This is a genomic window from Butyrivibrio sp. (assembly GCF_017940685.1).
In the GTDB taxonomy this organism is placed as follows: domain Bacteria; phylum Bacillota; class Clostridia; order Lachnospirales; family Lachnospiraceae; genus Butyrivibrio.
On sequence record NZ_JAGAYD010000027.1, the window covers coordinates 1 to 26,208 of the forward strand.

Annotated in this window: 20 protein-coding genes and 1 pseudogene; all 21 read right to left on the minus strand. The window is 42.6% G+C overall.

What is annotated here, in order from left to right; translation table 11 throughout:
* On the minus strand, nucleotides 1–734 hold a 734-nt coding region (locus J6I68_RS01960; protein ID WP_292216820.1), incomplete at its 3' end, for an NAD-dependent epimerase/dehydratase family protein.
* Nucleotides 735–765: 31 nt separating this feature from the next.
* Nucleotides 766–2,082, minus strand: coding sequence for a nucleotide sugar dehydrogenase (locus J6I68_RS01965; RefSeq protein ID WP_292216823.1), 1,317 nt, complete (start codon nucleotides 2,080–2,082; stop codon nucleotides 766–768).
* Nucleotides 2,083–2,151: 69 nt separating this feature from the next.
* Nucleotides 2,152–3,252, minus strand: coding sequence for a glycosyltransferase family 4 protein (locus tag J6I68_RS01970; protein ID WP_292216826.1), 1,101 nt, complete (start codon nucleotides 3,250–3,252; stop codon nucleotides 2,152–2,154).
* A gap of 2 nt (nucleotides 3,253–3,254) precedes the next feature.
* On the minus strand, nucleotides 3,255–4,250 hold the full coding sequence (locus tag J6I68_RS01975) for an ATP-grasp domain-containing protein (protein ID WP_292216828.1): 996 nt from the start codon (nucleotides 4,248–4,250) through the stop codon (nucleotides 3,255–3,257).
* 6 nt (nucleotides 4,251–4,256) lie between these two features.
* Nucleotides 4,257–4,871, minus strand: coding sequence for a sugar transferase (locus tag J6I68_RS01980; RefSeq protein WP_292216830.1), 615 nt, complete (start codon nucleotides 4,869–4,871; stop codon nucleotides 4,257–4,259).
* A gap of 14 nt (nucleotides 4,872–4,885) precedes the next feature.
* Nucleotides 4,886–6,157, minus strand: a complete 1,272-nt coding sequence (locus J6I68_RS01985; protein ID WP_292216833.1) for a DegT/DnrJ/EryC1/StrS family aminotransferase — start codon at nucleotides 6,155–6,157, stop codon at nucleotides 4,886–4,888.
* The gene (locus J6I68_RS01990) at nucleotides 6,147–8,084 is read right to left on the minus strand and encodes a nucleoside-diphosphate sugar epimerase/dehydratase (protein WP_292216836.1); all 1,938 of its coding nucleotides are present in this window, start codon (nucleotides 8,082–8,084) and stop codon (nucleotides 6,147–6,149) included. Before J6I68_RS01990 ends, J6I68_RS01985 begins: the two co-directional genes overlap by 11 nt.
* Nucleotides 8,077–10,701: an O-antigen ligase family protein gene (locus tag J6I68_RS01995; RefSeq protein ID WP_292216838.1), complete on the minus strand. Its 2,625-nt coding sequence runs from the start codon at nucleotides 10,699–10,701 to the stop codon at nucleotides 8,077–8,079. Before J6I68_RS01995 ends, J6I68_RS01990 begins: the two co-directional genes overlap by 8 nt.
* A gap of 74 nt (nucleotides 10,702–10,775) precedes the next feature.
* Nucleotides 10,776–12,425: a DUF6020 family protein gene (locus J6I68_RS02000; protein ID WP_292216840.1), complete on the minus strand. Its 1,650-nt coding sequence runs from the start codon at nucleotides 12,423–12,425 to the stop codon at nucleotides 10,776–10,778.
* On the minus strand, nucleotides 12,412–13,356 hold the full coding sequence (locus J6I68_RS02005) for a glycosyltransferase family 2 protein (protein WP_292216842.1): 945 nt from the start codon (nucleotides 13,354–13,356) through the stop codon (nucleotides 12,412–12,414). The genes J6I68_RS02000 and J6I68_RS02005 overlap by 14 nt, the downstream gene beginning before the upstream one ends.
* On the minus strand, nucleotides 13,356–13,901 hold the full coding sequence (locus tag J6I68_RS02010; RefSeq protein WP_292216845.1) for a GNAT family N-acetyltransferase: 546 nt from the start codon (nucleotides 13,899–13,901) through the stop codon (nucleotides 13,356–13,358). Before J6I68_RS02010 ends, J6I68_RS02005 begins: the two co-directional genes overlap by 1 nt.
* Before the next feature lie 12 nt (nucleotides 13,902–13,913).
* On the minus strand, nucleotides 13,914–15,725 hold the full coding sequence (locus J6I68_RS02015) for a hypothetical protein (protein ID WP_292216847.1): 1,812 nt from the start codon (nucleotides 15,723–15,725) through the stop codon (nucleotides 13,914–13,916).
* Nucleotides 15,726–15,739: 14 nt separating this feature from the next.
* Nucleotides 15,740–16,876 carry a dTDP-4-amino-4,6-dideoxygalactose transaminase gene (gene rffA, locus J6I68_RS02020; RefSeq protein WP_292216850.1) on the minus strand — a complete coding sequence of 379 codons (1,137 nt, stop codon included), beginning with the start codon at nucleotides 16,874–16,876 and terminating at the stop codon, nucleotides 15,740–15,742.
* Between the two features lie 33 nt (nucleotides 16,877–16,909).
* Nucleotides 16,910–17,380, minus strand: a complete 471-nt coding sequence (locus J6I68_RS02025; protein ID WP_292216853.1) for a GtrA family protein — start codon at nucleotides 17,378–17,380, stop codon at nucleotides 16,910–16,912.
* A gap of 17 nt (nucleotides 17,381–17,397) precedes the next feature.
* Nucleotides 17,398–19,143 carry a hypothetical protein gene (locus tag J6I68_RS02030; RefSeq protein ID WP_292216856.1) on the minus strand — a complete coding sequence of 582 codons (1,746 nt, stop codon included), beginning with the start codon at nucleotides 19,141–19,143 and terminating at the stop codon, nucleotides 17,398–17,400.
* Nucleotides 19,137–20,270 carry an acyltransferase gene (locus J6I68_RS02035; RefSeq protein ID WP_292216859.1) on the minus strand — a complete coding sequence of 378 codons (1,134 nt, stop codon included), beginning with the start codon at nucleotides 20,268–20,270 and terminating at the stop codon, nucleotides 19,137–19,139. The genes J6I68_RS02030 and J6I68_RS02035 overlap by 7 nt, the downstream gene beginning before the upstream one ends.
* A 16-nt stretch (nucleotides 20,271–20,286) precedes the next feature.
* Nucleotides 20,287–22,038, minus strand: coding sequence for an ABC transporter ATP-binding protein (locus J6I68_RS02040; protein ID WP_292216861.1), 1,752 nt, complete (start codon nucleotides 22,036–22,038; stop codon nucleotides 20,287–20,289).
* Nucleotides 22,039–22,041: 3 nt separating this feature from the next.
* Complete coding sequence (locus J6I68_RS02045) at nucleotides 22,042–23,106, minus strand: glycosyltransferase family 2 protein (RefSeq protein WP_292216864.1); 1,065 nt, start codon at nucleotides 23,104–23,106, stop codon at nucleotides 22,042–22,044.
* A gap of 75 nt (nucleotides 23,107–23,181) precedes the next feature.
* Complete coding sequence (pseB, locus tag J6I68_RS02050; RefSeq protein WP_292216869.1) at nucleotides 23,182–24,180, minus strand: UDP-N-acetylglucosamine 4,6-dehydratase (inverting); 999 nt, start codon at nucleotides 24,178–24,180, stop codon at nucleotides 23,182–23,184.
* Nucleotides 24,181–24,284: 104 nt separating this feature from the next.
* Nucleotides 24,285–25,910, minus strand: a complete 1,626-nt coding sequence (locus tag J6I68_RS02055; protein WP_292216867.1) for a hypothetical protein — start codon at nucleotides 25,908–25,910, stop codon at nucleotides 24,285–24,287.
* Nucleotides 25,888–26,208: pseudogene (locus J6I68_RS02060) on the minus strand (glycosyltransferase family 2 protein); the annotation flags it as partial. The gene J6I68_RS02055 and the pseudogene J6I68_RS02060, both read right to left, overlap by 23 nt.

Here is a 26,208-nt window from a genome sequence, read left to right on the forward strand (position 1 = left end):
GCATCTGATGATGCAAGGCAGGCACGAAGGTTACCCTCAATTACGTTGTCAACATATGTAAAGTCTCTTGACTGCTTGCCATCGCCATTGATCGTTGGAGTCTCGCCGTGCATGAGCTGACGAAGGAACTTAGGAATAACAGCTGCATATGCGCCGTTAGGATCCTGGCGTCTTCCAAATACGTTAAAGTATCTAAGGCCATAGGTATCAAGGCCGTAGAGCTTTTTATAAAGCTTACCGTACTCCTCATCAGTTTTCTTGGTGAGGGCGTAAGGTGAAAGAACGTTGCCCTCCTGTCCTTCCTTTTTAGGGAGAACAGTAGAATCTCCATAAACTGAAGAGCTTGAAGCATAGACGAACTTCTTAACGCCGTTCTGTCTTGATGCTTCCATCATGTTAAGAGTTCCTCTGATATTGATCTCCTCGTACAAAAGAGGCATCTCAATACTTCTGGGAACAGAGCCCCATGCTGCCTCGTTGAGAACATAATCTACTCCCTTGGTAGCTTCCATGCAGGCATCAAGGTCTCTTATGTCCTTCTCAAGGAAGGTGAACCTTGGGTTCTCCATGAAAGGCTTGATATTCTCTATATGTCCTGTTGAAAGGTTGTCCATGCAGCGAACTGTGTAGCCCATATCAAGAAGGGCTTCGCAGATGTTTGAACCGATGAATCCTGCACCGCCTGTTACAAGGAACACGCTGCCATCTGGAAACTTTAAATCTTTAAATCCCATTTTTTACTCCTATATCATTAAGTGCTCTCAGTCACAGTCTCCAGTAATCATACTCAGGAGCTGTATAATCGTTTATATCATAGATGCCCTTAAGGTCCATGAATACCTTGGTCTTATGAGCAGGGTTAAAGAACTTTGCAATGTCAGCTGGCTTGTAATCCTTGAAGTCTTCATGAGCAACAGCCATGATGACTGCATCCATGTCCTTAACAGAATCCATTGTATCAAACTCGATTCCATAGAGGCGCCTTGCTTCATCTGAATCAGCCTGAGGATCTACAACTATAGGTGTGATGCCATACTCTTTAAGCTCATTGTAGATATCGATAACCTTGGTGTTACGGGTATCAGGGCAGTTCTCCTTGAAGGTGAAACCAAGGATCGCTATCTTGGCATTCTTAACTGCGATATCATTGGCAATAAGTCTCTTAACAAGGGACTCTGCAATATACTTACCCATGTCATCGTTGATGCGACGACCTGAAAGAATGATCTGTGAATGGTAACCAAGCTCCTCAGCCTTGTATGTAAGGTAATAAGGATCAACACCGATGCAGTGACCACCTACAAGACCTGGGAAGAACTTAAGGAAGTTCCACTTGGTACCTGCTGCCTCAAGAACGCTCTTGGTGTCAATTCCCATCTTGTGGAAGATCATTGAAAGCTCGTTCATGAAAGCGATGTTGATATCGCGCTGTGAGTTCTCGATAACCTTGGCAGCTTCAGCAACCTTGATGGACTGAGCCTTATAAACACCAGCAAGAGCAACAAGGCTGTAAACCTTGGCTACTGTATCCAGTGTCTCTTCATCCATACCAGATACGATCTTGGTGATGGTATCAAGTCTGTGAACCTTGTCACCTGGGTTGATACGCTCTGGTGAATATCCAACCTTGAAATCAACGCCGCACTTAAGACCTGACTCCTGCTCAAGGATAGGAACGCAGATATCCTCTGTTACACCAGGGTAAACAGTTGACTCATATACAACTACAGAACCCTTTGTGAGGTACTTACCAAGAGTGTGGCTTGCTCCCTCAACAGGTGAAAGATCAGGTGTATGATCGTCGTTAACAGGTGTTGGAACTGCTACTACGTGGAACTTACACTCACGGAGCTTTTCTGGGTCTGCAGTAAATTCTACAGTTGTCTCCTTGATAGCATCGTTTCCAACTTCCCTTGTTGGATCAATTCCCTTCTTATAAAGCTCAACCTTCTGAGCATTGAAATCATAGCCTACTACCTTGATCTTCTTGGCATAAGCTACTGCTATAGGCATTCCTACGTAACCAAGTCCTACCAGTGAAAGCTTTTCTTCTCCGGCAAGAAGCTTCTCATAAAGATCCATTTTATTTCCTCCAAAAAAGATATTTACTAATCTGCTTATTTTTACACTAATACTTAAATATTATACTACTTATGTCAAACTGATAAGTTCGTGCCTGTATTTATCTATTATGATATTCCTGTCAAAATGCTGCTCTACGTGACTTCTTGCAGCTTTTCCCATTTCTTTCCTCTCATTGGTGGTCAGAGAAAGGATATGCTCAAGCTCTTTTACCAACAGATCAACGCTTTGTGGTGCAAATAAAAAGCCACTCTCTCCCTCCAGGACAGCTTCCTTACAGCCGTTTATATCACTTGCCAGTACCGGTCTTCCACAGGCAGCTGCCTCTAAAAGCACATTACTAAGGCCCTCATGATATGAAGGATGAACAACAATATGGCATTTTGTCATAACCTCTTCCACATTGTCGATGTGTCCGTAGTACTTAAGAAGTCCCTCTTTCACAAGACCAGTGATCATTGGCTCGTATTTCTGCCTCTCATCCTCCTCGTATTCACCCACCAGCTCGAAGTGGACATCAGGATGCTTTAAAGAAATCTCTTTTGCAGCCTTCAAATACTCCTCTATTCCCTTGTCCCTCATTATCCTAAGGACGGCAAGAACGCGGATCCCATCACCCTCGGAAGGATACTCTCTGAATGGATGCTGCAAAAGATTGACCCCGGATCCCGGAAGCAGGTCTGCATTATTCCTGGCTATTCCACGATCCTGACAAACTTTTTTGTTTCTCTCATTCTGGAAAAAGACCTTTTTGGCCTTCTTGGTAGATATCCTATACATCGAAACCAAAACCCTGCTTACAAGTCCGCCATTTTCGATGGCTTTTCCAAGACCTGTGACATTGCAGATATATGGAATACGCCTGATCCTTGCAGCCATAGCGCCATAGATGTTTGGCTTGATCGTATATGTAAGTATTACATTGGGTTTATAACTCTTAATAAAGCCCAGATATGTCCTAAACAGTTTAAAATCCCTTACGGGGTTCATACCATGCCTGTCAAGAGAAGTCTCGATCACGTTCCACCCAAGATTCCTGAGTTTGTCGCAGTTCTCATCGGGAGGAACCGATATGTAGACATCATGCCCGTCATCTATGAAGGCCTGTATCAGCTCTTTTCGAAAAAGAAAAAGCCCGTTTGCATAGTTAGATAATACCAGAATACGCATTATCAGATCTCCTTCATCCTGCCTTCAAGATTTGAAAGAGTATCGATCACAACACTGTCGTACATCATCATTACGACATCTTCATCATATTCACCAATGCATGACGCATTCTCTTTTTTGTCCACCACGTTGTTGTATATAAAGCTGATGAAGTCAACACCTGCACCATAGGCATGAAGGTATGCACCGCCAAACCTTGGATTTATCTCAGACAGGAAGTACTGTCCATCCTGATAAAAGAGATCCATATCCAAAGGACCATTAAACTTGAACGCCTTAAGAGCATTTGTCACAAAATCAAACAGCGCCTGATCCTTAAATGAAATGGTCTTGTTTGCACCGCCTATGGTTGTGGAAATCTTCTTCTTTGAAAAGACAGCAACAGTCTCATGGCTTACAGTATCCACATAAATATCTGCATCCATATCTTTTCCTGTCATAAGTTCCTGAATGATAAGGGAGCTATCCCTGCTAACAAGCTCTTCAAGAAGCTCATAGCTTTCTACCCTTCTTGCACCAACGCTTCCACTTCCAGTCCTGGGTTTAACAAAAACAGGGAAATCAATCTCTTTATTGTCAAAAGCAGTTTTAAACTCATCAAGGCTTCCGAAGGTTCTTACGGTGTTTATGCCTTTCTGACTCAGATACTTATACATCTCATACTTGTCAAAACAAAGCTTTGCCGTTTCAAGGTAGGGCGCCAGTACTTCAACTCCAAGCTCCTTAAACTCATCTCTATGCTCGGCAAGGATTGCTATCTCAGGATCGATCAAAGTCGTAACTGCATCAATCTTTTCCTTTTTGCAGATATCAAGGATCATAGGAATATAATCCTTGTCTGTGATAAGAGGTACCTTGTAGCTTACATCTGCAAAAGCCACTGCTGGTGCGTAGTAGCTGTTGTCAGTAACCACTATCTTAACTTTATCGCCAAGTGTATTCCTAAAATCCTTAAGTAGTTCGCAGCGTCTTCCCACACTACAAAACAGAATATTCATAACAAATCACTCCTTTGGCTTTGTTCCCGTGAATGCCTCCATTGTGGCATCATTTTCACTGTTTATACCACTGCGGTCAAAAACCACTGCCACAGTCTTAAATAGTATTTTCAGATCCAGTAAAAAAGAAATGTTGTTGACATAATATACATCTTTTTCAAACTTATCTTCCCAGCTAAGAAGGTTTCTTCCGTTGACCTGCGCCCATCCTGTAAGGCCTGGCCTCACATCGTGGCGATGGTGCTGCTCCTCGTTGTATAAGGGCAGATACTTAACAAGAAGAGGCCTTGGTCCTATAAAACTCATATCTCCCTTCAGGATGTTGATAAACTCCGGAAGCTCATCAAGACTTGTGGACCTGAGCTTCTTTCCAAAAGAAGTAAGCCTTACTTCATCAGGAAGAAGGTTTCCGTCTTTGTCCCTTGCATCTGTCATGGTCCTGAACTTATACATGTTAAAGATCTTTTCATCCTTACCAGGTCTTGGCTGTTTAAACAGCACAGGACTTCCGAGCTTTACCCGGACAAGGACTGCAAGGATCAGATAGAGCCAGCAGAACAGCACAAGGATCATCAGTGATATTAAGATGTCTAAGAATCTTTTTACAAACTTCTTGTACATAAACCTTTAGCACTTTACTCAAAACATTTCTTGATAGCTGCGATGATGACATCCTGCTGCTCTTTAGTCATCTTGTTGTCACTTGGAAGGCAAAGGCCTCTTTCAAAAATATCCATGCCCACATCAGGCACTGTTCCTTCATCTATGTATGCATTGCTCCTTGCCCTTCCGTTTCCACTATCTGTAACAAAAGGATTCATTCTGTAAATCGGCTGCATATGCATAGGCTTCCAGATAGGCCTTCCCTCTGCGTTGAGGGCTGCAATAGCGTCAAGAATTTCTGTTGGGCAGCTCTTGCCCGGCTCAGACTTATATAAAACATCCTTCTCGCCCCTTACCTGTTTGCACATTGCATCTTTATCAATGAGCAAACATGAAAGCCAGAAATTAGGCTCACTGTTTTTCTCATCATACGGATTCATCTGAACAGGAAGATCTTTAAAGGCCTCCTTGTACCGCATGTAAATAGCTTTCTTCTGAGCTATATGCTCCTCAAGATGAAGGATCTGCCCTCTTACGATACCTGCGATGATGTTACTCATGCGATAGTTGTATCCCAATTCTTCGTGCTGATACCAGGGTGCATCTTCTCTGGCCTGAGTAGACCACTTGCGGACCTTGTGGGCATCCTCTTCAGAATTTGTAATGAACATTCCACCTGAAGAGCCTGTTATTATCTTATTTCCATTAAAAGATATAATGCTGTAATCTCCGAAGTTTCCAGTCTGTCTGCCCTTGTAGGTTGCTCCCAAAGACTCTGCGGCATCCTCAACAATAAGAGCGCCATGCTTATCACAGATCGCCCTTATCTCATCTGCCTTGCCAGGAGTTCCATACAGGTGCGCAATAACAAGGAGCTTAACTTCCGGATATATCTCAAACGCCTTCTCAAGAGCCTTAGGGCTCATGTTCCAGGTATCATACTCTGTGTCGATAAATACTGCTTCTCCGCCCTCATATGCAATAGGATTGACCGTTGCATCAAAAGTCATGTCGGAGCAGAAGACTTTTTTACCTTCAAGGGTGCCATGTCCAACTTTGGGCTGACCATAAAGTCTTTCTCCAGCAAGCCTGATAGCAAGGTGAAGAGCTGCAGTACCAGAAGAAAGAGCTACTGCGTCCTTGCAGCCGATCTTTTCAGCGATCATCTTTTCAGATTCATTAATATTTGCTCCAACTGTAGAAATCCAGTTAGTCTCAAAAGCTTCTCTAATATACTCCAGTTCTTCACCGTGCATTGATGGTGATGAAAGATATACTTTTTTCTCAAAAGGTTTAATTTCCATTGATATCCTCCGCGGTCTTCTGAAGGGCCTCTTTTCTCTCTCTTGTCATTGTATATCTGTGAACATCAGGATGATAGGTTTCAACGATCTCTTTTACCATATCACGAATCTTGGGAGATTCTTCTTTGGCAGCCTCATTGAGCTTTTCAAGCTGTGAAAAGAATCTCATCTCATCCATCTCGATTGGCTTACCGATATGGATCATCTTGTTGGCTGTATCCTGAAGTCCTTCCTCGTCCATGAGCATCTCTTCGTAGAGCTTCTCTCCAGGGCGAAGACCAGTAAACTCAATTCTTATATCCTCTCCAACTTTGTAGCCAGAGAGCTTAATAAGGTTCTCAGCAAGGTCTAAGATCTTAACCGGCTCTCCCATATCAAGGACAAAGATCTCACCGCCCTTGGCAAAGGCTCCTGCCTGAAGTACCAGTGATACTGCCTCTGTGATAGTCATAAAGTATCTGATGATGTTAGGATCTGTAACTGTAACAGGTCCGCCGGCAGCTATCTGCTTTTTGAAAAGAGGTATAACTGAGCCGTTGGATCCAAGAACATTACCAAATCTTACAGCCACAAACTCCGTGTCATAGTGCTTGTTGAAGGTCTGGATGATCATCTCGCAGATTCTCTTGCTGGCGCCCATGATGTTTGTGGGGTTAACAGCCTTATCTGTGGATATCATTACAAACTTCTTGCAGCCATTGTTAGCTGCTGCCATGGCAGTTTTCCAGGTACCAAATACATTGTTCTTGATAGCCTCGTTGGGGCTGTCCTCCATGAGAGGTACGTGTTTGTGAGCTGCCGCATGGTAGACAATATCAGGCTTGTACTTTTCAAAGATACTGTTGATGCGAACTGTATTTCTGACAGATGCTATGAGTACCACAAGGTCCATATCAGGGTACTTGTACTTAAGCTCCTGCTGGATCTCGTAGGCGTTGTTTTCGTAAATATCAAGGATTATAAGGCGCTTAGGATTGTGTCCTGCTATCTGTCTGCAGAGCTCTGAACCTATGGATCCGCCCCCACCTGTCACAAGGATCGTCTTGCCACTTACATATCCTGCAATAGAATCAAGGTCAACAGTTATTGGATCTCTTCCAAGAAGATCCTCAACCTCAACGTCACGAAGACGGGATACGTTTACTTCGCCGTTTACAAGCTGGTACATTCCAGGAAGGGAACGTAGCTTGCAGTTAGTGTTCTTACAGATATCCAGGATCTTTTTAAGCTCCTGCCTTGATACTGAAGGGATTGCAACTATGATCTCATCGATATCATAAAGGTCTGCGCACTCAACGATCTTATCTCTTCCGCCAACAACGCGGATTCCCTGGATGTATTTTCCCCACTTGTTGGTGTCATCATCAATGATGCACTTGATGGACATTGTGGAGTAATTGCTGGTTATGATGTCCTTGATGATGATGTTGGCAGCTTCGCCAGCTCCAATTATCATCACAGCCTTACTGTTGTTCTTGTTTACTGCCTGATGCTTCTTACTTCTAAAGAATCTGTAAGAAAATCTGCTGACAAAGATGGCTGTTATCAGAATAAAGGTGTACAGGAAATAATAACTCTGAGGAACAGCCTGCTCGTAGGATTTAAAAAACTGAAGGCCTATCGCATTTGTAACCCCTGAGATAACACAGGCCATGACCAGATTTTGCATCTCTCTTTCACCTGCGTAAGCCCAGAGACTGTCGTAGAGCTTAAACAGGTAAAACACCAGCAGAGTAATGATGATATTTATTGGAAGAAAGGCTGTGATCGAATCCATGTAGTAATCAGGCACTTCACGGATCACAAACTCATATCTCATGAGGATAGCAACAAAGCTTGCCACCGTAATACTTAGTATGTCATAAAATATAAGCCCGGTTCTTCTATATAGTTTTGCAAAGTTAAATGGTTCTTTTTTCTTATTCATTTCCTTGTGCCTTAAATGTTAATGGAGCAATTGAGAGCATAAGTGCCACTGTCATTGGATTGCAGTAGTGGAATACCCACTCGGTAAGGCCTGCAACTGCAAAGCCGATTATAACTGCACAGGTAATAAGAGACAGCATCTCTTTTTTCCTGTTTCTTGTAAAGTACATAAGTGATGAAACAAGGGCTGTCACCATCATGATGATAAAGCAGATACCTCCCACGATTCCGTGATCGTATGCCACCTGGATAAAGGTGTTGTGGGCGTGAACAGCGATCTCACCATTTGGAAGCATGGTTCCCATCTCTTCATGACCGTAGGTGTTTAGTTCACTAAGGTATGCCTTAAAGATAGTGATACGACCGTTGGAGATAACATCAAGCACGTTGTCATAATCGACATAATCAGCCATTTCCTCAAGAAGCATATAGTACTCAGCTCTTGTAAAGCCAGCTGCCGCAAGGAGATTATCTGCCTCTTTCTCATTGCTGTCATTAAATCCGTAGCCATCCTCATAGTATTCACTATCCGGATTCTGGAAGCTGTCCTCATAAGGAAATCCATAGGTATCGTAAATAGGCACTCCATCCTTTGTGTAGTTGTTGCTGTCGATAGGATATTCGTAGGAACCGACATCCATACCAAGGATCTTGGCTTCAAAAAGATTAGCAAATCTCTCAACGCACATGAAGTTCGTGTTGTCCCAGTCTGCTCCACCTCTGACAAACTCATCAGTATCGTCTATAGGATAGATCACAGGGTCTGCAACCATGGTAGGGATTATCCTCTGCAGAGTAAAAGCCGCAGGGAAACACAAAACCAGTGACAGCGCAAAAATGCCAATGATCTTAAGAAGGTGCCTTGCATAGTAAGCTGCAACCACGCAGAGAACCAGAAATGTTGCCGCACATATAGCAAGATAGCCTGTTCTTGAAACAGTAAATATCGCATAGGACATGATAAATCCGAAAAGAACTATCTCTTTCCATGCAATGACTACCATATCCTTAAGGCTGCTGCCCTTAGGAAGGGATACGATCTTAACCACCAAAAGAACTGTTGCCACAGCCCCCATAAAGGTAAAGTACTCAGCTGTTACAGTAACTGTGTGGAAGATAAATCCAAATCTTCCAAGAATGTATCCTGCAAAATATCTGTGGGTGAGACTAAAGATCATTGAGATGCCATAGTTAAGCATCAGTCCACCTGCCAGAATATTGTAGTAATCCTTTTTCTTGTCCCACACTGCAAGTCTTATAAAGAAGCAGGTGAACAGTAAAACCAGATAAATGCCCCACTGCCTTGTGTTTCTAAGAACAATGATAGTTACAAAAAATACTGCAAGGATTATGCCAAACACACTGGGCCTTGCTGATATTTTTTTCTTCTTTATAGCAAGTACAATGAGCCTTATAAAATTCAAAGCTAAAAGGCCAGCTAAGATAACAATGATAATGCTGCACTTAAGTACCAGGTTGTTTAGGTCAAACTCTTTTTCAGTGTCAGCCATCTTGTTTACATTGTAGTAATGTATTCCGTAAATGCCTGATCCAACAACCCAGATAAGGTTGTAGATATTCAGTGACTCGCTGATCTTGAAGGTCAGGATAATGGCAATAAGGAGCCATATTGTCATGTGCTTTTCAGAAATAGTGTGGTAGATGTCATACAGACCATTCATGTAGTCTGACGCATACCACAGTCCCATGGCTATTGAAAACATCATGAGCACATACTGAAGTCTGTCCTCATTCTTTAAATCCTGCCAGAAGGATACGCCTATGTCATGAGTCACAACCTTGTGATTTATGGCATAGAATGTAATAGCTGCGCTGACAATAAGTCCGATCTCATAGAAGATGATGTCAACAGGTCTTGAATCAAAGACCTTGAGCGGAAATACCATCACCATAAGCACAAGGAATATAACAGCTGCCACAGGGTTTGCCACAACTCTTAAAACCTTTTCCACTGTAAGAATGCTGTTCTTTTCAGGATTCTTTTTAAAGAAAATGTCAGTGCATATACAGATAAGAGCTGCCACAAAGGCTATTCCCAATATCCAGATAAGTGACAGTGACTTGGACATTGGTATACGGTAGTTGTATCTTGCTGCCAGATGGCGTCCCTCCACCGGCTGATAATTCTCATAGAAATTTCCAAGGTAGGATTCAGCGCTCTTTACGTCCTCAAGGCCAACAAGATACCTGGAACGCACAGTCTCCATGTTGATGGAATAGCTCTTTCCAACCTCAACATTAACTTCCATCGGAATGTTGATATATCCTGGGATTGTCTGACCATCTGTGTCAACAAAGGTCCTAAAGACGCAGATGCCATTTTCGTCATAAAGCTTGGCGCCTATGTATCTGCCAAGGGACATCTCAGTAATATAAACATCCACTGAGCTAAGCCTCTCGTACTGGGTCACAAACTCCTGAAGGTTGGTCTGGTACTCAAGGTGCACCAGTTGTGAATCCGTTGTGAGGTCTCCCCCACCTGGCGCCTGCCAAAGGCTCGAGTAAAGCCTTGCAGGAAAAACTGTCAGTATTCCTATTAATGCAAAAATAAGCACAACAGCCTTAATGGCTGTGCTTTTGCTGATCACTTTTCTCATATATTTTCCCTTTTAATTATGTAACTGTGCACAGAAAGTGCATCATAGTATGATAACACACCTTAAGGTCTTAATCAAACAGCCCCATGCCCCTTAACTGCCCCGCCAGTCACCGTCAGAAGCGGGAGGCAGGTCCACAGATACAGCACATATCTTATGAGGTATGTTGGTCCCAAAAGCACCGTGCAGAAAGTCAGCACCATTGGAAGAAATGGCAGCACCCTCGAAAACTTCTTTTTAGACAACCTGTAGGCAAATACATACATGTAGATAAACAGATAAAGTCCCGGCGAAAAGAAAAGGTGCAAAACTGTAGCATCCTTCTGGAAGCTTCCGATGGAGATATATCTGTATAGCTTATCTATGGCCGGGATAAGGCTCTTTCTCTCCCCGGGAGGCTCCACCTCATATCCAAAGTATGAGCTCTCATCATAGGTAAAGGTATAAACCGTATTGCCCTTATAAACGTTGATCACTGCTGGCGGATAGTAATAGCCATAGCTTGTGAGCATCCAGGCATTTACATAGGCAAGAGGATGTTCCTTAAAGACCTTAAACCACACCTTCCAAAAGCTCTTACTGTCCTTTTCGTAGAGCTCGTTGTCAAAATCCACCTTTACAAGATCCGCAACTCTTGGTGTGTACTTATCAAGGTTTTCCTTGTGAATATAGCTTTCTATAACTGCCTTATCTTCAGCTGAAAGGCTGTCTCCATCATAGGAGTAAACCCTTGCAAGCTGCATGATAGGTACAGTGAGCATCTCCTGATGGTGCGTAACCTCTGAGCTGAAGACTCCGGAAAGGATACCTGAAATAGCAAGGTATAAAACTACAGGCGAAACAAGCACAGACAAAAGAAGAGGCTTTAACTTTTTTCTGAAATAGAAAAGTGCAAAGGGCACAAACACAAGGTACGCATAAAAGCCGTTGTGCCTAAACAGTGGCATCAATACCCCTGATAAAACAAAGAGGACCACCTTCTTTTTGTTCTTTAAAAAGCTCTCCTGATCTTCTACCAGCTGTACCAAAAAGACAGTTATAAGCAGAAGAAATGCTGAAAAAAGTCCATCCTTACAGGAGCACAGAGTGTACATCACAATTGTTGGGAACAAACCGTAAAATAAAATCCACAAAACTCTTGCTCTCTTTGCTATTCCCTTCTTTTGGAGGAAAGTCACAACATATGCGTAGATAGCCGATATCACCAGCATCTGAAGTATCATGTAGGCTGCTATTCCTACATTCCAGGAACCGCTTATCTTATGGAAAAGAGCTATCGTGCCCCCAAGCAGCAGCACATGGAGCAGCGGATGATGCGTTGAAAAACTTCTTGTGAGGACCTCATTTAGTTCCTCCTGGGCGTCATACACAAAAAAACCAGGGAATTCTGCCAGAAAAACAGGAATGCAAAGAACCACCAATGATGCGTAGTTAATGAAAAAATCTCTTCTTGAAAGGTCTTTTTCCTCACCCTTTTGAGGCAGCTTTACAATGCCAAATAGTTTGGCTCCGCTTTCTGTAAGGTCATAGTTTCTCCATACATATCTGGTATCAACTGTGATAATGACAATGAGTGCCAGCATCACCAGCATGGCGTTTTTATCAAAGATATTTATCTGGTCGTAGGTTTCAAGCTGATATCCAAAGGTCAAAAAAACACCAGCCAAAACGCCAAACAAGCCTGACATAAGCCAGGCCAGTGTGTTTTCCTTATTTGATCTCATCGCGTGTAGTCTCCCGGATCACGTACTGAGGATTCTTGTTCTGTGATATATAGAGTCTTCCCAGATATTCACCGATCATACCAAGCATAAGCATCAGCATTCCGCCAATGAAAATAACTGCGCTCATAAGGGCAGAGAACCCAACTGGGACATCTGGTCTTACAAACTTTTTGATAATGGTGTATATCCCATAAATAAAGCCAAGAAAAGCAAAAGTCACTCCTGAAAAAGTGGCAATCCGCAGTGGCTTGATGCTAAATGCGGTAAATCCATTGATCCAAAGAGCAAAGAGCTTGCCAAGTGTATATCCGCTGACGCCAACTTCTCTTTTTCTGTGAGTCACATCTACATTTACAATATTTCTTGTAGTCCTAAGGACAAGTCCAATGACGTAAGGGTATGAGCTCTCATACTTAACCATCTCATCAACCACAAATCGCCTTGCTGCAAAGTAGCTTGATACGTAAAGGTCTTTTGGCTTACCAAGCATGACACTGGCCATCCATTCATTCATGGCTGTACCAAAGTTTCTGAAAAGATTGTGCTGTTTGCGCCCATACCTTGCATAAGCAACATCTGCTCCGTTTTCAATGGCAGTAATGAGCTTGTCTGCTTCATCAGCAGGAGTCTGTCCGTCATCATCAAGGCAGATCACGATATCACCTTTAGAAGCGTTAAGACCAGCCATAAGAGCTGCGTGCTGTCCAAAGTTCTTGGCAAGATTAATGCCAGTTACTGCGTCACCATATTTTTTGGACATCTCTCTAATAGTTTCCCAGGTATTGTCTGGAGAACCATCATTAATCAGGATTATCTCGTGGTTGTAGTCACCGATCCTGGACATTGTTGTCTCTATTTCACTTACAACTGCTTCTAGAGTATTCTCTGATCTGTAGCAGGGAATCACGAAGCTTATCATTTTTTCAGCCATTATGCACCTTCCTGTGTAAATGTCTTTTTCATCAATATCATATCACCTTTATGGCCATCACTGCACTCTACCTGTGGCAGCATCTGTGTCTTTACAAAGCCTGCCTTCTCGTAGCTCTTTAATGCACTGGTGTTACTAACAAAAACCCGAAGGATCAGCTCATTAAGGCCCTCTTTATTGTGGGCGTAATCAGTCATTAAAATGGCGCTTTCATTGCCATAGCCCTTTCCAATGGCATCATCTTCACCAATAAAAATGCCGTACTCTGCAGTTCTTTTGTCCCTGTCTATATCCCTTAAGTACACGCATCCTACAGGTCTGTCTTCGTTTTCCTTCTCACAGATAATGAGCTGGATCACCTTACCTGTATCGATCATGGTCTCTTGCCAGATTTTCTGGCCTTCCATGGTGAACTCTTCTCTGTATATGAAATTATCCCGTACGCGCTTGTTATTGCGCCATTTTACAATGAGTGGAAAGTCGCTTTCCTGCATGAGCCTAAGGCGCAGCTTCTTCCCCTCAGCTAAATACTCTATATTTCCCATATCTTCTCCAGATCAAAAGCTTTCACTGACCTTGTACACCACAAAGACATCTGCCACCAGATCAACCTTTGTAATCTCTACATCAAATCCCTTGTCTTTATAATAGTCCTTTAACCAGCCTATATCATTTGCGGTCTTGGAAACCACATAGACATTATCATCAGAAACAATTGCATCCTGCATGGATGTAAAGCCTGCTGCCTCTAGCTTTTTGTAATAAAGAGGACTCTTACATGCCCATCCGCCCATAATGTCATGGTTTGCAAAAGAGTTATCTACGCCCTCAAACATCTTCTCAGAGAAGGTTTTCTCTTCCCCGTTCATTGCAGATACAGAGGTGTACACATCAACAAAATAGAAGCTGTCATCGTGCTGATCAAAGTACTCATAAAGGGCGTCGTAGTGAGCTCTCATTTTTGCTCTCTCGGCCATTTCATCAGTAATGGTTCCTATCTGGTTTGGAACAAATGCTCCTCCAATAATGGCTGCAACAAGCATAGCTGTCACTGAAAACCATTTTTTATTCCCAGCTTCCATAATGATCATTCCAGCAAGGACAGCTATTTCCATTATGTACAGAGGGTGGGTGATCCTGATCGGATCTCTTCCCCTCACGATAATATACAGCCACAAGGTGGACCTGCAGGCAAACAGCAGGATCAAAAGAAGTACTGAAGACACTCTCTTTTTCTTATCTCCAGAGAAGAAATAAATAACAAACGTTCCTAAATAAAGTAGCGCGGTTATCAGGTTTAGCGGAGCATCAGTCATGGGGTATTCATAGCTCTTTTGATAAGCTATATACCTTAATCTGTACAGGTAAAGCGGAATGGACTGCAAAAGTCTTGTGAAAAATGGAACCTCATCAGTCCTTAGCTTCGCTGCATGCTGAGCCACAGCATTTAAAATGTCTGTACCTATCTCGTCATCAATTCCATAGTTGTAGTTGATAAGAAGTTCCTGCTCAGGCTTTGAAAGGGCAATCTCGTTATAGAAGTCCTGATTTTCCTCAAAGTCTGGAATGTACTGAAAATCATAAAGCTCTGTTCTTGCATCGAAAAGAGCATTAAACTCCTTCCAGTCTGTGCTGCTGTAGGCAGCCTTGTGAAGAAGTGTTGATAATGCAAGGCCTATGAGGATTCCTACACACAAAAACACATAGCGCTTAAAGAGACTTTTCTTTTCCCCGTAGGAAGATATCTGTACACCTCCGCTATAGCGATCACTTAAGGTATTACGAGTAAGACAGTACTTGATAAGGATTCCAACACCCACGATAGGAAGTGTCAAAAGAAGCATCTCAGACCTTATAAGGTAGGCCAGGGTGATCAGGATAATTGCGAGGATATGGTCACCCTTTTTTTCTCCCTCATGGGTCATGATAAGAAATGCTGCTGTCCCCGACATAAAGCCAACCGCGAAGGTGTACTGCACAAACACGAAGTGAGACAGTATCCCTCCAAGGAAAAACAGCAAAAACATAAGAGCAGTTGCGATCTTTACCACCTTGTCCTGGCTCTTTTCCATCACCCGGTGCAGAATTATGAATACACATCCAAACTGGATGGTGCACAAAAAAATGCCATACCAGTCAAGACCTCTATAAACTCTGTAAAGCAGAGCAATAAAGGCGCTGACAGGGTACAGCATCTGTATGTTATGTCCCTCTGGAACTCCTGTGTAGGCCCCAGATAAGATATCCTTCATAAGGACATCGTCATTAAGATCAAAGTAAAAATCCCCAACAAAAGCTGCTGCCAGAATAACAAGCAGTGTCAATATGGCTGAAGCTATGAAGTTGAAATCTATGGATCGTTTCTTCATTGTGGGGCTCCATATCAGTTAAAGTTATAGTACTCCTTAACTCTCATAACTACTTCATCAAGGTCATCGTCAGTGAGCTTGTAGTACATAGGAAGGCGAAGGAGTCGCTCACTCTCTTTAGTAGTGTATTTATCTTCTCCTCTGAATTCGCTGTAAATAAGACCTGCCTTTGATGAATGGAGAGGTACATAGTGGGAAGCAGGAAGAATATCGTTACTTGTAAGGTGCTTGATAAGCCCCTGTCTCTCCTCAAAATCTTTACACTTTATGTAGAACATGTGGGCATTGTGAACGCATTCCTTTGGAACGTAAGGAAGCTCGATAAGGCCCTTCTCTTCAAGAGGCTTAAAGGCCTCCATATATCTGTTGTAATGATCAAGTCTGTCCTTGTTGATCTCATCTGCCATCTGAAGCTGAGCATAGAGGTAAGCCGCATTCATATCACTTGGAAGATATGATGATCCAGGCTGGATCCAGCTGTACTTATCTACCTTGCCAAGTTTGTAAAGAGTTCTGTTCGTTCCCTTTTCTCTTATGATGATGGCGTCGTCCACAAAGGTATCATCCCTTAAAAGAAGAGCTCCGCCCTCTCCCATGCTGTAGTTCTTGGTCTCATGAAAGCTGTAATTACCAAAATCACCAATTGCGCCAAGGGCCTTTCCTTTGTAGGTTGCCATAACGCCCTGAGCAGCATCCTCTATAACAAAAAGGTTATGCCTCTTTGCAATATCCATGATGGTATCCATCTCACAGCCAACGCCTGCGTAGTGAACAGGAACAATTGCCCTTGTCTTAGGTGTTATAGCCTGCTCGATGAGATTTTCATCTATGTTCATGGTGTCAGGTCTTATGTCTACAAATATCACCTTGGCTCCACGAAGTACAAAGGCATTGGCAGTTGACACAAAGGTGTAAGAAGGCATTATAACTTCATCGCCCTCTTTTATTCCTGCAAGGATCGCTGCCATCTCTGTGGCATGGGTGCAGGATGTGGTAAGAAGCGCCTTAGAGACACCTGTCTTTTTCTCGATCCATTCGTTGTCAAGGGCTGTATACTTGCCATCTCCGCAGATCTTCTGTGCCTCAACACACTCTTTTATGTAATCAAACTCTTTTCCTGTATAAGGTGGAACGTTGAAATTAATACGCATAGTTCATGCCTCCGATGAAACGCACGTGGCGCCTCAATCTTTTTTTCTAAATACAATAAGCTTACTTATAACATAGTTCAGGGCAATTACAACAAATGTTGCGCCAAGCTTTACTGGCATCTTGGGCAGTCCCATCAGTGTTATGAAAATAAAGATCAGAAGATCTTCTACTACCAGTGTAAACAGTCTTCCTGCAGTAAAGGAACCTGCCTGCTTAAGGAAGTCCTTGGTGTTATCTACCTTGCCATCAAATACCCAGGTTCTGTTGGTGAAAAACTGAAAGGCCACGCATATAACCCAGTCAATTGAGTTATTGATAACCTCGTTGATATGCATCACGCTGTCCATGAACCAGAATAAGAAAAGGCTCAAAAAGAAGGTGAGACCTCCAAAAAAGAGGTACATAAGTCCTTCCTTGTGCTTGGTATAAAAAGGTTCAAATATATTAAGAACAGGTAAAGACATTATCTTGTCAAAAATATCTTTTTTCTTGTTTTCTTCCATAAATCTCCAGGTACTCCTTACTTTTCACTTACATAAACCGCAAATCTATCACTCTCAAAGACCTTATTATAATCATTAGAAGCAATATAGTCCATCAAAATATCTCTTTTGGCATCTATATTGGCGTATTCAGGCAGATTCCTTCCCATAATGATAATTGGTGAATCTTCTTTAAGATCAGAAACCTTTGAAAGCTCATCCTTGAACTTCAAAGTGCTGTAGCTGTCAAGATCAGGCCATACAGTATTTATAGCTGGCTGCAGATCAAAGATATAAGATAATCCAGGTACTGCGCCAAAGAATATGGCTTTTTTTCCAGATGAATTTATATCGCTGAGGGCATCGCTCAGCTCATTTAACGATTCAGCATTGTAGGCAGTGGTAGCCATGGATGATACCTTAGGTATTCGGGCGTGGCTGTCTCTCTTTTCGCCCCCGTCACCATCAAGAAATGCGAAGCTTCCATGGAAAAGAGCTCCCTGGATGATCAAAACTATTATCACCATTGTGACCATAGCCTGCCATGGGAAATGGTAGTCGCCTTCACCAAGCCTGAACATAAGCCTTCTAAGGAGCCACAGTGTTACAGGAGCCACAAAAAACAGGTTGTTGATAACAGGAAATGTATAGTTGTTACTTCCTATAGGAGTTATCAATATGACTATAAGAGCAGCAAAAGCCAGTGTCTGCTCCTGTTTGCTGCCGTTAAGCACTCCGGTTGAACCAATGACGGACAAGACAATTGCAATTATCACAAACATCATTGCAGCCTGGAACATGGAGTCATAATAGCTGTAGTTTCTGGTAAATACTCCGTTGGCAAAATAGTACCTGACAAGTACAAGAAGGCCTCCAATATACAAAAGCTTCTTGATAAAAACATACTTCCCAGGAAGAAGGTTAAACATGATGATTCCAGCTGCCACACAGGGCACCATGATGAACATGTCCTTTAATGTTGTGCCGTAGGCTGACAGAATGGATGTGATCATTCCGGAAGCTGTATAGTCAGAGGCTCCTTCTGTCATTCCAAACAGAGATCCTATCATGTTAAAATAGGCAGATGGTCCGTACATTCCGCAGATGAAAAGAAGCGGAACTGCAATTCCTATAAGGAATCCTAAAATGCAGGAAAATGTCTTTTTAACTGTCTCTATGAACTTATCCCCAGTTATGATCTGGTAAAACCACAAAACAAGGATCAGTCCTGTCTCTATTATATTTGGAAATCTCACCATCACATTAAGGCCAAGGCATATTCCTGCAAGAATGAGAAAGAAATTCTGCCTCTCCCACTCAAACATTCCAAGAAGCAGGCACAAAAGGCCAAGAGTAAAGAACAGATAGGTGAGATAGTTGTACAAAATAACCCTGGGGCACCAGCAAAGGCTGATGCTGATAAACTCTCCAATGAAGATCATCCAGCCAGGCATCCACCTTTGGAGACAGTAGTATGCCACAAGGGCCACCAGGCTAATGATAAAGCTGCAGTAAACTCCCATACCAAGCATGGTTCCTGCAAAGGGCAGTTTCATGATGGTCCTTCCTGTGACATTGGCAAGGAAGGTAGATAGCCCCCACATAGGATCTATAACAGGAAGAAACTCATAGTTTGAAAGCCCATAGGTAGTGTCAGTTATATCAAGCCCCTGAGAGACTCCAATTAGCGGATATAACAGCAGTATCAATGGGAAAAGATACTTTTCCAAAGGAGCCTGGTATTTTTTGAAGTTGTAAAAATAACTCCTGATAGTCTTTAGCATAAATCCTTATCCCACTGTCTTATCTTTTTAAACAGCCATGTATCATGAAGAACTCTTCCAAGGAAATCAAAGATCATCTTCCTTATCCAGTCCACAAAAATTCCAGCCAGGAACACGATCACCACTGATCTTACAAGGTGCCATGCAAATAAGATAACACTTTCCGTTGGAATCTCTCCCATGAGATGCTCCATCCAAACCACCCATCTGTCTCTGATCTCAAGGTGCATATGAAGCAGATACACTCCAAAGGTAAGAGGACCAACAAATCTTGAAACCTGGGCCAAAGGTCCTTCCTTCATCCTGTAATACCTAAAAAGCGAAAACAGTCCCAGAGAACCAGTAAGTGTAAAGATGAAGTTAAAGTGAGTTGGCACTGTAGCGTAGTAATTAAGTCGCCCTGTTTTAAGATTGATATAGTGTACAGCTACTGTTATTGCATAGCCCAAAAGACAGGACAATACAAAAACAAGAGCACTTCTTTTAGCGTTGTAAAAAAGGACCACGTCGTATTTTCTTATGTAAGCAGCAATTAAGTAAAGGCAGATAAACCATCCATAGTCATATCCGTAGTGATCTGTTGCAAACATAACAGGGACAATGCTCTTGATAAAGCAAAACCACACAAGAAGTCCTAAAATAGACCACTTGAGCTGCTTTCTTGAAAGAGTATTTACTGCTGCGTTCATAATTGGCGACAGGACGAACATTATCAGGTATGCAGTCACAAACCAGTAATGCTCAGAAGAAATCGGGAACAGGTACTGTCCGATCTTAAACACCGAATTGCCAGAGTGGACAACGTAAGTACCCACAATGATCATAGCAAGAGAAATCACTATGGTATAAAAGTAAACCTGGGCCAAAAGCTGCAGGATACGGCTTGGCCGTGTCTGTAACTGGGATAAGAAATATCCACTTAAAAATACATATACATTGACGCCAGTGATGGCAAAGCTCTCCAGTAAAGCTGCAAAAAGCTGCACCCCCGTAGCAGGTTCTCCAAGCTTTAAAAGTGAATCAGAATGTATGTTGTAATGCAAGACAATGATCATGAGCATGGCTATGATCCTTAGTAGCTCAAAGCTTGCATTTCTCTTTTTAGTTAGTCCTTCCCCACCAGACATAAACCCTCCAAATTAGTTACCTGTCTCTTACTGCCTTACCATCCTTGATGCCATAGATCATGTCGCACTTTTCAATGGTCTGAAGCCTGTGCGCTATGATTACCAAAGTCTTCTTGCCATGGAGTCTGTTGATAGAATCCATGATGGCTGCCTCTGTGTCGTTATCAAGTGCTGATGTTGCTTCATCCAGTACCAGTACCTCAGGGTCTTCGAAAAGAGCTCTCGCAATACCTATCCTCTGCCTCTGTCCACCAGAAAGTCTGATACCTCTTTCTCCGATCTCAGTATCAAGGCCTTCCGGAAGCTCTTTTACAAAAGAGTCAAGAGCAGCCTCTGAAAGTGCCTGCCAAACCTTGGCATCGTCTATCTCATCCTCAGGAACACCAAAAGCTACGTTTTTCCTGATGGTTGAATCTGTCATAAATATGGTCTGAGGGATGTATCCTACATTCTTAAGCCATCCCTTGTAGTTGGTCTTAACGTCAACTCCGTCAGCTAAGATCCTGCCTTTTTCAGGCTCCAAAAGACCAAGAAGTACGTCTACGATCGTGGTCTTACCTGCTCCAGAAGTTCCCACAATTCCAACGCTCTTTCCAACAGGGATCTCCATGTCTGCACCGTCAAGGATGTACTTGTCAGTGTTTGGATACTTGTAGGTAATGCCCTCAAGATTTATGGATTTATGCACAGGAAGCTTTTCGATCTGAGCCTTAGTGCGATAGTCATCACTGTTGTAAGATATTGATTCATCGTGGATCTCATCCTGAAGATTCTCACTTACGTTGTCAAGGAATGGTTCAAAGTAAGCAATGCTGGTAAGGTAGTTGTTGATCCTGTTGGCACTTGGAAGAAGTCTTGCAGCTGCAGCAGCAAGGACTGTGAGCTGTGGAAGAAGTGAAGTAAGACTGGTTCCCTGGGCCATAACAAAGAGCATATATCCGATCATACCTGCAATGGCAATAGTCTCGATCAAAAGTCTTGGTGTTGAGTTGTAGAGATTGTACTTCTGAACTGCATTTACATAACCTGCTCCGCAGTCAGCATATCCATTTATGAAGTAGTTCTCCTTTGCTGCAACCTTTATCTCTTTTATTCCTGTTACTGACTCGTATATCCACTTGTAAAGTCCGCTGTAGTAATCCTGATTGTCCTTACCGGCCTTGACCATGACAGGCTTTATCACAAACTTGATAACAAGAAGGACTATAACAAGAAGTGTTGCGATAGTAAGGGTCATCCTGGCATCCTGGCTAAGAAGGATAGCCACAAGGCACACAAATACTATGATCTCACTGGTAAGCTGAAGGCAGCTAAGGATCAGAGCATAGAGGTTATTCACGTCAGAAGTGATGTTTCTCTGGATAACTGTAGTATCAGCATTTAAGTAATATTCATAGGGCCTTTGCATGAAGTTGATCATCATGCGGCGGGATGTTGCAAACTGGTTGGTGTAAACAAACCTTAGCTGAACCACATTCATAAAGTACAGGAACACGTTCTTTATTATGAAAACCAGAATAATGGACACCATGATAATGGCTGCCAACTGGGTGGTACTTGTAAGGTTAAAGAGGTTGTAGATTGCTGAAAGTATGTGGCTCTCCTGCACCTTCTCAGGGTCAATGACAACTTGCATAACAGGCGCTATCATTGCTATTCCCAAAGATTCAAGAACGCCTCCGATAAGCATCAGTACAACGATTCCCACCATCTGTGATTTCTGCTTCCTGTCGAGAAGCACTTTTAACTTGCTGTATATCTTACGCATTAATTAGCTTTTCCTTCCGCTTTTAAGGTCTCTGTAAAACCACAGAAGCCTGTAATAAATATAGAAAAACAGATGTGATTTCATCTGAAAACCTATGAGTTTTTTCTCTTCAGGATGTATCTTTTCCTGGTAATAGGGGTTGCTTTGGAAATCAGGAAATGTTTCCTTCATCTCTTTTCCAAGGGCCTTTGTAAAGTTATAACAATCTTTAACTTTGTATTTTTTCGGCATGGCTGAGAACAATGTGTTGACATAAAATAACACTGTGTATTGAAATTCTATCTCAGGAAGATAGTCTTCGTAGTAGCCATTATCTTTTGCCTCACTTATTATCATCCTGCCTGCTGCCATTCTGTCTTCCAGATTCTTTTTGGAAATACTGTGGACCGTTGAAGCATTATGCTGGTAGTAATAGTACAGTGGCTCCTGAATATACTCAAAATGTTTAGACCTGGTCATCCAGGTATTACTTACTGCATTATCTTCATAAAAGATGTTCTCAGGAAAGACATCAAGCTTATCCTTTGTGCCAGGCTCGTAGTCCCCAAGGATCAGCTCTCTTTTATAGACCTTCACCACAAGGCTTCCTGTCTCAATAAGAAGCTTTTTGTACTTATCCTTGTCCATGACTCCTGTCTGTTCAAAGTTGTTGTTGTGTACCACTTCCCCAACCTTGAAGCTGTGCTCATAAGTCAGGTTGTAGTCACAGCCAACCATATCAGCCCCTGTCTCCTCAGCCTTACTTATGAGTTTCTCGTAATAGTCAGGAGTGATCCAGTCGTCGGCATCAATAAATCCAAGCCACTGTCCTTTTGCAATAGCAAGACCTATGTTCTTGGCGCCTCCCTGATGGAGGTTTTTTTCTGAATGGATAGCGATGAATTCCCCAGGGTACTTGTCCTGGTAGCGCCTTAAGATCTCATATGAGTTATCAGTAGAGCAGTCATCAACTGCAATGATCTCGTAGGATCCGTCTTCAAGGGTCTGCGAAACAAGGCTGTCTAAACAATACTCCAGCCTTCCATCATCTGCCATATTATAAACAGGCACTACCACGCTAAGTTTCATGTTTTCCCTTCATACAAGAAAGGAAGCATAAGCCACTAAAGCCATGCTTCCAATTTATCTAAGCCAAAGCACTATTTAGTGAATTTCAGCCTCAGAAAGTCTGTTTCTGATCTCTTCTACGCTCATCCACTCAGTGTTGTTTCCTGAGCTGTAGTAGAAGCCCTCTGGAACCTTCTTTCCAGCTGGGTCTGGAGCCTGACGCTCGTTGAAGATTACCTGTGGATATACGATATAGTGCTTGTCGAATTCATATGTAAATGGCGCATCCTCTGTTGTGACCATTATCTCGTCAAGCTTCTCACCTGGACGGATTCCAACTTCAACTGTCTTAATGCCAGGACACATAGCCTCTGCCAGATCCTTAACATTGAAGGATGGGATCTTGCTGATGAAAGTCTCACCACCGTTTGACTCCTTGAGAGCCTTAAGAACCAGCTCAACTCCCTCAGGAAGACTGATCCAGAATCTTGTCATACGATAATCGGTAATAGGAAGCTCTTTTTCACCCTTCTCAATAAGGCTCTTAAAGAAAGGAATGATAGAACCACGGCTGCCTGCAACGTTACCATAGCGGACAATTGAGAAATTGATGTCCTTGGCACCAGCATAGGCGTTGGCTGCGATAAAGAGCTTGTCTGAAACCATCTTGGTTGCACCATAGAGGTTAACAGGATTAACAGCCTTGTCTGTAGAAAGAGCTACAACTCTCTTTACACCTGTGTTAAGGGCTGCGTTTATTACGCTCTGTGCTCCGGTAATGTTGGTCTTGATGGCCTCATCAGGATTGTATTCACAGGCAGGAACCTGCTTAAGAGCCGCTGCATGGACGATATAGTCTACATTTTCGCAGGCTCTTTCAAGTCTTGCGCCGTCTCTTACGTCTCCAATAAAGAAACGCATCTTGTCGGCATTATCTCTATAAATCTTCTCGTTTGACATTGTGAACTGCTTGTACTCATCTCTTGAATAGATGATGAGCTTCTTGGGATTGTAGTGCTCAAGAACATACTGTGTGAAGCTGTGTCCAAAAGAGCCTGTTCCTCCAGTCACGAGAATAGTTTTGTTATCAAGCATTGATCTTTCCATTTTAAATCTCCATATCATTATTAGGCTTACGCAGAGTCTTTAACTAACCAATTATATAATAAGACTCTGTAAAGGTCAAAAACTGACGCTCCCTAGTCTATCTGGAAGGTTGTCCACATATCTTCTGAACTGATCCAGGTGATATCCGAAAGGTTTTTACAGCTATTTACAAATTCTTCGATTGCTTCCTTTTGATGATCCTCATCTGCCACGTAAAGGATAACCTTGTCTGCATTTACTATTTCCGGATCCGTGATCCTTTGAAGGTTTGATTCATCCATATAGAAGACTTTATCATATTCAAGGATCTCGTCTGTAAGTCTCCAGACATTATGGGGCGTAGCAGGATTAAACATCACAGCTGCCACTTCCTTTGAGTTTTCTCTTGCGTACTCTATCTTGCCTGCATCCTCGGGATACAAAAACAATACATTCCTGTCAGACAAATGCCCCTTAAGGAGCAGTGCCAGCATGATTGCTGCAAATATATGGACCAGGACTCTGTTCCTGAAACTTTCAAGCACGTAAAAAGCATCCATAAAGATCAGCAGTATCAAAAGGCTGTACACAGGCATTTCGTACCTGTTTGATGCGCTTCCCACCAAAAGAGCTGTCTTGGAAGCCATGAAAAAGTAGCCAAAGGTTGCCACTGCCAAAGCTGTGATCTCTGGTATCAGGCTGCCAGTAGACCGTTTTTCTTTATTAAGAGGAATCTCAACAAAGGACCTTTTCTTTTTCCCAGCAAGCTTAAGCATTGTTCCAATAAAGATCACTATGAGGATTATGATAAGTCCTCCGGCAAATACAAAATCATTTAAAAGCCCAGTAAAAAACGAAAGCCTCATTCCTGTATTTTGGATGTCAAAAAAGCTGCCACTGGCTCCGCTTCCCCTGTATCCACCAAAGAGGTGACTTAAGCAGGATGGATATGTGATCACAGAGAGCATCAGAGATACAGCGCAGCTACATACGTAAATCACTGCGTTTTTGATATTTCTTTTCACAAAAGCTATTATCCAGGCTGTGGCAATTCCAATAAATACAAAGAAGAAAATGTAGAAATACTGGATCAAAAATCCGACGTAGGAAACAATCATGACTGGCAGTAAGAGCCTAAGTATATAACGCCGCAGATCCGAAGAGTCCCTGTCATATTCCTGAATGAGCCTGATATGGAAATAGGCACAGGCAAGGATCAGTGCTCCAAGCCAGGCGTACATCCTTACAAAGATATTGGCAGAAACTGTCTGGGGATTAAGCCCCCAAAACACCAGTGTGAGCATCTCAACCAGCGGCGAGACCCTGAGCCTGTCCATAATAAGGCAAAGAAATACAAATCCGATAGCAAAAGCCAGCAGATTAGTTATGATTCCTGTCCACTTGGAGAACACCCCTGGAACGAATGAGCAGATTGTATGGAAGATAAAGTAATAAAAGGGCGGGTGTACATCCCAGGACTGGACCAGTTTCACAAGTCCGTAGTTAAAGCCCTCTCCCTTCTTTACTGCAAATTCATCCAGGATAGTCTGCCTATCCTGCCACTGCCTGTCAGGCTGGTAAAGCCCAAGGCTCCTGTTACTGGAAAAGTAAGTATAATACTCATCTTCGTGAAAGCCCTGCTTCTGAGAGCCGTAGAACAGACTAAGAGCCAGCGACAGGATGAATATCAGGCAGAATATGTACTTTTTTATACATTTATAATCCTTTGATCCTGGCATGAGCCTTCCTTGCAAATCCCGGGGCCACTGACAATATCATAAGATAAGCCTTCTGCTTACCTGTGAGGTAATGGTTACCTAGGATCTTCCCCCGGTTTTTCCTTATATTTTTAACGACTCCTCTGTAAAAGAGATTATCGCTTTTCATTTTTGAAACTGGTATGTGCAGAAGATAATCCAGTCTTTGCACAAATCCAAATCTCTCAGCAACCTCTAAAAGGTCTGGGTTATTTCTTTTCACAAGGTCAAGGGCCACATCTGAATTTCTTACGATATCCGTAAACACAGATGGGAAGTA

Excerpts from the sequence above, each read along its gene's own strand:
- J6I68_RS01965 (WP_292216823.1), bottom strand. The coding sequence starts at position 2,082 with ATGGATCTTTATGAGAAGCTTCTTGCCGGAGAAGAAAAGCTTTCACTG.
- J6I68_RS01970 (WP_292216826.1), bottom strand. The coding sequence starts at position 3,252 with ATGCGTATTCTGGTATTATCTAACTATGCAAACGGGCTTTTTCTTTTT.
- J6I68_RS01975 (WP_292216828.1), bottom strand. The coding sequence starts at position 4,250 with ATGAATATTCTGTTTTGTAGTGTGGGAAGACGCTGCGAACTACTTAAG.
- J6I68_RS01980 (WP_292216830.1), bottom strand. The coding sequence starts at position 4,871 with ATGTACAAGAAGTTTGTAAAAAGATTCTTAGACATCTTAATATCACTG.
- J6I68_RS01985 (WP_292216833.1), bottom strand. The coding sequence starts at position 6,157 with ATGGAAATTAAACCTTTTGAGAAAAAAGTATATCTTTCATCACCATCA.
- J6I68_RS01990 (WP_292216836.1), bottom strand. The coding sequence starts at position 8,084 with ATGAATAAGAAAAAAGAACCATTTAACTTTGCAAAACTATATAGAAGA.
- J6I68_RS01995 (WP_292216838.1), bottom strand. The coding sequence starts at position 10,701 with ATGAGAAAAGTGATCAGCAAAAGCACAGCCATTAAGGCTGTTGTGCTT.
- J6I68_RS02000 (WP_292216840.1), bottom strand. The coding sequence starts at position 12,425 with ATGAGATCAAATAAGGAAAACACACTGGCCTGGCTTATGTCAGGCTTG.
- J6I68_RS02005 (WP_292216842.1), bottom strand. The coding sequence starts at position 13,356 with ATGGCTGAAAAAATGATAAGCTTCGTGATTCCCTGCTACAGATCAGAG.
- J6I68_RS02010 (WP_292216845.1), bottom strand. The coding sequence starts at position 13,901 with ATGGGAAATATAGAGTATTTAGCTGAGGGGAAGAAGCTGCGCCTTAGG.
- J6I68_RS02015 (WP_292216847.1), bottom strand. The coding sequence starts at position 15,725 with ATGAAGAAACGATCCATAGATTTCAACTTCATAGCTTCAGCCATATTG.
- rffA (WP_292216850.1), bottom strand. The coding sequence starts at position 16,876 with ATGCGTATTAATTTCAACGTTCCACCTTATACAGGAAAAGAGTTTGAT.
- J6I68_RS02025 (WP_292216853.1), bottom strand. The coding sequence starts at position 17,380 with ATGGAAGAAAACAAGAAAAAAGATATTTTTGACAAGATAATGTCTTTA.
- J6I68_RS02030 (WP_292216856.1), bottom strand. The coding sequence starts at position 19,143 with ATGCTAAAGACTATCAGGAGTTATTTTTACAACTTCAAAAAATACCAG.
- J6I68_RS02035 (WP_292216859.1), bottom strand. The coding sequence starts at position 20,270 with ATGTCTGGTGGGGAAGGACTAACTAAAAAGAGAAATGCAAGCTTTGAG.
- J6I68_RS02040 (WP_292216861.1), bottom strand. The coding sequence starts at position 22,038 with ATGCGTAAGATATACAGCAAGTTAAAAGTGCTTCTCGACAGGAAGCAG.
- J6I68_RS02045 (WP_292216864.1), bottom strand. The coding sequence starts at position 23,106 with ATGAAACTTAGCGTGGTAGTGCCTGTTTATAATATGGCAGATGATGGA.
- pseB (WP_292216869.1), bottom strand. The coding sequence starts at position 24,180 with ATGCTTGATAACAAAACTATTCTCGTGACTGGAGGAACAGGCTCTTTT.
- J6I68_RS02055 (WP_292216867.1), bottom strand. The coding sequence starts at position 25,910 with ATGCCAGGATCAAAGGATTATAAATGTATAAAAAAGTACATATTCTGC.